The following is a 4,131-nucleotide window of genomic DNA, read 5'->3' as shown; positions in this document are numbered from 1 at the left end:
AAATCAGAAAGGTTTTGAATTTTGAAAATGAGATTGAGCATAAAATTTTAGTAACCTATGTTATTGCAAAGGTCTCATAATAATTTATCCAAACCCATACACCCACGGAAAACGCGTTACCCTGTCAGCCAAACATCCCGAAAAGTCGTCTGAAAAATCAAACGCCCTTTCCCCGCATTGAAGCAGCGCCACAGGGTGAACTGAGCATTTGGAATGAATGGTCAGTTCGCTCTGAATAATCGGCGCTATCCACCCAAAGAAAGCAAGGTATCCCATGACACAGCAAATCAAATACAAACGCGTATTACTGAAACTCTCCGGCGAATCCCTGATGGGTTCCGATCCTTTCGGCATCAACCACGACACCATCGTCCAAACCGTCGGTGAAATCGCCGAAGTTGTCAAAATGGGCGTACAAGTCGGCATCGTCGTCGGCGGCGGCAACATCTTCCGCGGCGTATCCGCCCAAGCAGGCAGCATGGACCGCGCCACCGCAGACTACATGGGCATGATGGCGACCGTCATGAACGCCCTTGCCCTCAAAGATGCTTTCGAAACCCTCGGCATCAAAGCGCGCGTACAATCCGCGCTTTCCATGCAGCAAATCGCCGAAACCTACGCCCGCCCCAAAGCCATCCAATACCTCGAAGAAGGCAAAGTCGTCATCTTCGCCGCCGGTACGGGCAACCCCTTCTTCACCACCGACACCGCCGCCGCCCTGCGCGGAGCCGAAATGAACTGCGACGTCATGCTCAAAGCCACCAACGTGGACGGTGTTTATACCGCAGACCCGAAAAAAGACCCGTCCGCTACGCGCTACGAAACCATCACCTTTGACGAAGCTTTGAACAAAAACCTCAAAGTCATGGACGCGACCGCCTTCGCCCTCTGCCGCGAACGCAAACTCAACATCGTCGTCTTCGGCATCGCCAAACAAGGTTCGCTCAAACGCGTCGTTATCGGCGAAGACGAAGGCACGCTGGTTCATTGCTGATTTACATCGGGCAATGCATTGAAGTGATTTGATCAAGCAAAAGGTCGTCTGAAAAACCGAAACTTGGTTTTCAGACGACCTTCTTTTTTCTCAATATCCTCTCCCCTATGTATGGTAACGGATGGTCGGAAATCCAAAGATTGCATGCGGCAACGTAACGCATTCGTTGCCTGCAAAATTCATCTAAATTCTTCTAAAAAACTGTGGATTTGAGATTTGGTCAAACCCGTTTTATCCGTTTTCATTTCGGTGAGGCCGGATTTTCAGACGACCTTTTTCCCATCCCGTACCCGCAAGCCCCTTTCCACCTGTCAAATCCCCCCGAAAAAGCGTACAATCCCACGTTTATTTTTGAATTCATTATATTTTCAGACGACCTCCGTCAGAGAAAAGAGGTCGTCTGAAACCATTAGGCCCGTTGACACACATGACCCACATGATTTACCCCAAAACCTACGACGTCATCGTCGTCGGCGGCGGCCACGCAGGCACGGAAGCCGCGCTCGCCGCCGCACGCATGGGCGCGCAGACGCTTTTGCTCACACACAACATCGAAACGCTCGGACAAATGTCGTGCAACCCCTCCATCGGCGGCATCGGCAAAGGCCATCTCGTGCGCGAACTTGACGCGCTCGGCGGCGCGATGGCGTTGGCAACCGACAAATCCGGCATCCAGTTCCGCCGCCTGAACGCCAGCAAAGGAGCGGCAGTGCGTGCCACGCGCGCGCAGGCGGACCGCATCCTGTATAAAGCCGCCATCCGCGAAATGCTGGAAAACCAAGAAAACCTCGACCTCTTCCAGCAGTCGGTTGACGACGTTACCCTCGACGGCGAACGCATCAGCGGCGTGGTTACCGCGATGGGTGTGGAGTTTAAAGCACGCGCCGTCGTGTTGACCGCCGGCACGTTTTTGTCCGGCAAAATCCACATCGGTTTGGAAAACTACGAAGGCGGCCGTGCGGGCGACCCCGCCGCCAAATCCTTGGGCGGCCGTTTGCGCGAATTGAACTTGCCGCAAGGCCGTCTGAAAACCGGCACGCCGCCGCGTATTGACGGACGCACGATTGACTTCTCCCAACTGACCGAACAGCCCGGCGACACACCCGTTCCCGTAATGTCCGTGCGCGGCAGCGCCGAAATGCACCCGCGCCAAGTGTCCTGCTGGATTACGCATACCAACACGCAAACCCACGACATCATCCGCTCAGGCTTCGACCGCAGCCCGATGTTTACCGGCAAAATCGAAGGCGTTGGCCCGCGTTATTGTCCGTCTATCGAAGACAAAATCAACCGATTCGCCGACAAAGACAGCCATCAGATTTTCCTCGAACCCGAAGGCCTGACCACGCACGAATACTATCCTAACGGTATCTCCACCAGCCTGCCGTTTGACATCCAAATCGCCCTCGTGCGCAGCATGAAAGGCCTCGAAAACGCCCATATCCTGCGCCCCGGTTACGCCATCGAATACGACTACTTCGACCCGCGCAACCTCAAAGCCAGCCTCGAAACCAAAACCATTCAAGGCCTCTTTTTCGCCGGACAAATCAACGGCACGACCGGCTACGAAGAAGCCGCCGCGCAAGGCCTGCTTGCAGGTGCGAACGCCGTGCAATACGTCCGCGAACAAGACCCGCTCCTGTTGCGACGCGAACAAGCCTATCTCGGCGTATTGGTGGACGACCTCATCACCAAAGGCGTGAACGAACCCTACCGAATGTTTACCAGCCGCGCCGAATACCGTCTGCAACTCAGGGAAGACAACGCCGACATGCGCCTGACCGAAGACGGCCACAAAATCGGCTTGGTATCCGAAGCGCAATGGCGCCTGTTCAACGAAAAACGCGACGCCATCGAACGCGAAATTCAACGTTTGAAAACAACGTGGTACACGCCGCAAAAACTCGCCGAAGACGAACAAATCCGCGTGTTCGGACAAAAACTCAGCCGCGAAGCCAACCTGCACGACCTCCTGCGCCGCCCGAACCTCGACTACGCCGCACTGATGACGCTCGAAGGCGCAAGGTCGTCTGAAAACCTCTCCGCCGAAGTCATCGAACAAGTCGAAATCCAAGTCAAATACCAAGGCTATATCGACCGCCAAAACGAAGAAATCGACAGCCGCCGCGACATCGAAACCTTAAAGCTGCCCGACGACATCGATTACAGCAAAGTCAAAGGCTTATCCGCCGAAGTGCAGCAAAAGCTCAACCAGCACAAACCTGAAACCGTCGGACAAGCCAGCCGCATTTCCGGCGTAACCCCTGCGGCGGTGGCATTGCTGATGGTGCATTTGAAGCGCGGGTTTAAAGGGGCGAAATAGGCTTGTCTGCCGATGGTGCAAAATGTGGAAAGGTCGTCTGAAAACCAAGAATCAGGTTTCAGACGGCCTTTTAAATATCAGAACATATCCATATGATTAAACCAAGACATACTTATGCCGTCATTCCCGCGCAGGCGGGAATCCAGAAGTTTAAAATTACGGTAATCTCTAAACATTTCTGAATGGCTAAGGTCTGGATTCCCGCCTACGCGGGAATGACGGCATAGGTATTCTTATTTGAATTTATGATTAAACAAAGGGATAGCATGGAAACCCAAACTTTAGAAAACCCCACTTTCGATACACAAGACGAATTCAACCGTAAGCCGATAGCCGAAAACATCATCAGGCTGCTTACCTCGTCCATCGACCTTTCCCCGATGGTCATCGACGGCGGCTGGGGGACGGGCAAAACCAAATTTTGCCAAAAGCTGATTCAACTCATGCAGGAGCAACATCGCGATTACCGGCCCGTCTATATCGACGCTTTCCGTTCAGACCACAGCGGAGAGCCTCTGCTGGCATTGTTTGCTAAAATCATCAAAGCCTGTACGCCTGAAGATACTGGCAAGCAGCCGTCTGAACAACGCAAAGATCTCACCAAGGAAATCGCGAAAGCTGCAGGATTCGTGATGAAAACCGTTGCTAAAGCAGCAGTTGGTCATGTTCTAAAACAAAATACAGACGATTTGGTAGAAGAATTCCAACAGATAGAGACCTTTGCAAAAAAGCCCTTCCCCCGACAGCCGAAACCCAAACACAGGTTTTCGTCTATTTCCGCTCCTAATTACTCCTGATTTTACCCAAATGCCCC

2 protein-coding genes and 1 pseudogene are annotated in these 4,131 nt (G+C 53.0%); all 3 read left to right on the top strand.

Annotation, left to right across the window (positions count from 1 at the left end; translation table 11 throughout):
- Positions 1-274: 274 nt before the first annotated feature.
- Positions 275-994 (top strand): UMP kinase, encoded by a 720-nt coding sequence (pyrH, locus tag AC5M9B_RS04615; protein ID WP_070655609.1) that lies wholly within the window; start codon positions 275-277, stop codon positions 992-994.
- A gap of 427 nt (positions 995-1,421) precedes the next feature.
- The gene (gene mnmG / locus AC5M9B_RS04610; RefSeq protein WP_070655565.1) at positions 1,422-3,317 is read left to right on the top strand and encodes a tRNA uridine-5-carboxymethylaminomethyl(34) synthesis enzyme MnmG; all 1,896 of its coding nucleotides are present in this window, start codon (positions 1,422-1,424) and stop codon (positions 3,315-3,317) included.
- Positions 3,318-3,583: 266 nt separating this feature from the next.
- Positions 3,584-4,030, top strand: a pseudogene (locus tag AC5M9B_RS04605) (P-loop NTPase fold protein); the annotation flags it as partial.
- Between the last annotated feature and the right edge of the window lie 101 nt (positions 4,031-4,131).

This window comes from Neisseria flava, assembly GCF_982712965.1.
The sequence above is the reverse complement of the archived record's forward strand: the minus strand, read 5'-3'. Positions and strand labels throughout refer to the sequence as shown.

What these genes read in the sequence shown, in the direction of transcription:
- mnmG (WP_070655565.1), top strand. Translation starts at nt 1,422, where the DNA reads ATGACCCACATGATTTACCCCAAAACCTACGACGTCATCGTCGTCGGC.
- pyrH (WP_070655609.1), top strand. Translation starts at nt 275, where the DNA reads ATGACACAGCAAATCAAATACAAACGCGTATTACTGAAACTCTCCGGC.